3 protein-coding genes are annotated in these 3595 nt (G+C 71.6%); 2 read left to right on the top strand and 1 reads right to left on the bottom strand.

Features of this window, described 5'->3' with window-relative positions; all coding sequences use genetic code 11:
- Nucleotides 1-177 precede the first annotated feature (177 nt).
- Entirely contained in the window at nucleotides 178-930 is a 753-nt protein-coding gene (locus ACNFOC_RS52280; protein ID WP_416966008.1) for a TetR/AcrR family transcriptional regulator, read from the top strand.
- Between the two features lie 7 nt (nucleotides 931-937).
- Here the strand turns inward: ACNFOC_RS52280 and ACNFOC_RS52285 are convergent, their stop codons facing one another.
- Nucleotides 938-1909: a helix-turn-helix transcriptional regulator gene (locus ACNFOC_RS52285; RefSeq protein ID WP_416966009.1), complete on the bottom strand. Its 972-nt coding sequence runs from the start codon at nucleotides 1907-1909 to the stop codon at nucleotides 938-940.
- Between the two features lie 102 nt (nucleotides 1910-2011).
- Between ACNFOC_RS52285 and ACNFOC_RS52290 the strand changes: the two genes are divergently transcribed.
- On the top strand, nucleotides 2012-3526 hold the full coding sequence (locus ACNFOC_RS52290; protein ID WP_416966010.1) for an MFS transporter: 1515 nt from the start codon (nucleotides 2012-2014) through the stop codon (nucleotides 3524-3526).
- Nucleotides 3527-3595: the final 69 nt, after the last annotated feature.

Raw genomic sequence — 3595 nt, forward strand, 5'->3', positions numbered from 1 at the left:
CTCCGGGGGCGCGGGCATGCGGGTCGGTGGGGCGTCGGCATGCGGGGCGGCCGGTGGTGCGTCGGCATGCGGGGCCGTCAGGACGTCGGCATGCTGGGACGGCGGGGCACCCCGTACCTGAACCCCGGGGTGGCCCGCCGAATGGCAGATTGTGCCACATCGGCATAGCCTGCCGATGTGAGCAGCCCCACCCCAGCACCGGATTCCCGTCCCGACTCCCCTTCTGCCCCTTCTGCGCCCTCCGCACCGCTCTCGCTGACCGAGCGGCGCAAGGCGGAGACCCGGATGGAGATCGCCCGCGCGGCGGCCGGACTCTTCGTGAAACACGGGCTGCGGGCCACCCGGGCCGAGGACATCGCCCAGAGCGCGGGCATCGCCCCCCGCACGTTCTACCGCTACTTCGCCACCAAGGAGGAGGCCGTCGCCCCGCTCTACGCGGCCGGCGCCCAACGCTGGGTGGAGGCGGTCCGCGCGGCCCCGGCGGCACTGTCGGTGCCGGAGGCCCTGGAACACGGGGTGCGCCACACGCTGACCCCCGGGGTGGGCGTCTCCATCAACTCCTGGACCTGGGTCCGCACGTTGATCGGCATGGCCGAATCCAGCCCCGCCCTGCGCCGGGTGTGGGCGGAGGTGTGCCAGGCCTCGGAACGGACCCTGGGCGAGGTCTTCGTGGAACGCCTCACCAAGGGCGCCGACACCGGCGCCGACCCGGCGCCGTCCGTGACCTCCCCCGAGCTGCGCTTCGCCGCCGCCGTGGCAAGTGCCGCCGTACGCACGGCTGTTGAGGGCTGGGCGTCCGGGGAGGCGCACGGCGGTGCGGGTGGGGGTGCGAGTGCGGTGGCGGGACCGGTGGAGCCGGCGCTGCGGAATCTGCGGGCGCTACGGGACTTTCCCTGGGGGGAGTTGGGGACGGGACCGGGCCGGGTGTGAGCTCCGCTCACGTGCCCGCATTCCCCGCCCGACTCAACCGTCCGCCCAACTCCCGTACACACCGCACCAGTTCCTCAGGCTCCTGCACCGTGAACTCGCACCCCAGCATCGCCAGCCGTACGGCCAGCCAGTCCACCGGGTCGCCGGTCGTGGCGCGCAGGCGGCAACTGTGCTCGTCGAGCGGCTCCGGGGTGCCGAGCCAGGACGGGACGCTGGCCGCGACGACGTCGGCGGGGGCGGCGAACGTGACGGCGTACTCGTACGTCTCCTGACGCCGGTGCATCGACTGCCGTAGATACTCCGCCGCGCTCCCCGTCGGCAGCTCGCGCGGGGTGAACCGGGCCCCCGTGGCGAAGGGCATGCTCACCCGGTCGACCCGGAACGTCCGCCAGTCCTCGCGGTCGAGGTCGTAGGCGACGAGGTACCAGCGCTGCCCGGTCGAGACGAGGCGGTACGGCTCCGTCAGGCGGCGGGACTCGGTGCCGTCCTTGGCGCGGTAGGCGAAGCGCAGCCGCTCCTGGCCGGCCACCGTCGAGGCCATCACGGTCAGCGTCTCGGGGGCGATGCTCGCGCCGTCCCCACTGGTCAGCGGGGTCGTGGCGGCCTGAAGGGTGGCGACCCGGTGCCGTAGCCGCGAGGGCAGTACCTGTTCCAGCTTCGCCAGTGCCCGTACGGACGCCTCGTCCACGCCCTCGAGCGCGTGCCCGGCGCCCGCGCGCAGGCCGACCGCGATCGCCACCGCCTCCTCGTCGTCCAGCACCAGCGGGGGCATCGCCTTGCCCGCGACGAGCCGGTAGCCGCCGTCGGAGCCGAGCGTCGCCTGCACGGGGTAGCCGAGTTCGCGCAGCCGGTCGATGTCCCGCCGGACCGTGCGCCGGGACACCCCGAGCCGGTCGGCCAGCTCGCCGCCGGGCCACTCGCGGGGCGTCTGGAGGAGGGAGAGGAGCTGGAGGAGCCGGGCCGGGGTGTCCGTCGTCATGAGCCCTCCGTCGTAGTCATGAGCTCTCCGTCGTCGTCATGGATCCGAGGATGCCGTAGAACTAGGACACGATCTGACCTAATGGGGCTCTAGCTTCAAGCCATGACCTCCACCGAAACCCTTGTGGACAGCCCGGCCCCCGCAGTCCCCGTGACCGCCGCGGCCGACCGGCGTCGCTGGTTCGCCCTCGCGATCGTGATGACGGCGGCCTTCATGGACCTCGTCGACGTCACGATCGTCAATGTCGCGATCCCGTCGATCCAGCGGGACGCGGGTGCCTCCTTCAGCCAGATCCAGTGGATAACGGCCGGTTACGCGCTCGCCTTCGCCGCCGGGCTGATCACCGGCGGGCGGCTCGGTGACATCCACGGCCGCAAGCGGCTGTTCCTCGTCGGCATCGGCGGCTTCACGCTCGCCTCCGCGCTGTGCGGCTTCGCCGCGAACCCGGAGATGCTGGTCGCCTCGCGCATCCTCCAGGGCGGGATGGCGGCGATGATGGTGCCGCAGGTGCTGTCGATCGTGCACGCGACCTTCCCTGCGCACGAACGGGGCAAGGTGTTCGGCCTGTTCGGCGCGATCGTCGGCCTGGGCGCGGTCTCCGGTCCGCTGCTCGGCGCGCTGCTCACCGAGTGGAACCTCTTCGGCCTCGAATGGCGCCCGATCTTCCTGATCAACCTGCCGGTGGGAATCGCCGGCCTCATCCTCGGCAGCCGCTTCATCACCGAGTCCAAGGCTCCGCGCGCCCTGAAGCTGGACCTCGTCGGCGTCGCTCTGGTCACCCTCGGCCTGCTGATGCTGCTCTACCCGCTCACCCGGGGCGACGAACTGGGCTGGCCCGCCTGGGGGTTCGTGTCGATGTCCGGCTCGATCGGTGTCTTCGTCGCGCTGGTGGCGTACGAGAAGCGGAAGGCCGGGCGGGACGGTTCGCCGCTCGTCGAGCTGTCGCTGTTCGAGGTGAAGAGCTTCGCTGCCGGTATCGCCGTCCAGACCGTCTTCGGCATCGGGCTCGGCATCTTCTTCCTGGTCTGGACGCTGTACATGCAGATCGGGCTGGGCTGGAGCCCGCTGCGGGCGGGGCTGACCGGCGTACCGTTCTCGATCGCCGTCTCCGTGGCGGCCGGGATGTCCGTGCAGAAGCTGGTGCCGCGGCTCGGCGGACGCAACGTCCTCCAGGCCGGCGCGCTGGTGATGGTCGTGGGCGTGCTGCTCTACCTCTGGGAGGCGGACCGGTACCAACTGGCCATCGCCTCCTGGCAGATGGCGCTGCCGCTCGTCGTGATGGGCGCCGGCATGGGCCTGATCTTCGCCCCGCTGACCGACACGATCCTCTCCGAGGTGCCGCGCGAGCACGCGGGTTCGGCGTCCGGACTCATCAACACCGTCCAGCAGATGGGCAATGCGCTCGGGCTCGGGCTGGTGTCGGTGGTCTTCTTCGGCACGATCGGCGACCGGCTGACCCCGGCGGAGGTGGGCCCCGCGTTCGTCAACGCCTTTCAGAACGCGCTGGGTTGGGTGGCCGGGGTGATGGGCGTGATCTTCCTGCTGATGTTCGCGCTGCCGCCGAGCACCACGAACCCGACGAACGCCGCCAGTGACAGGGCCAGCGCCTCGCCGTAGAACCGGGCGGAGTTGAGGTCCTTGGTGTTCGGATCCAGCAGGTGGTCGAGGGCCGGGGCCACGGTCAGC

Origin of the sequence: Streptomyces colwelliae, from assembly GCF_048158785.1 — a bacterium.
Lineage (GTDB): Bacteria > Actinomycetota > Actinomycetes > Streptomycetales > Streptomycetaceae > Streptomyces.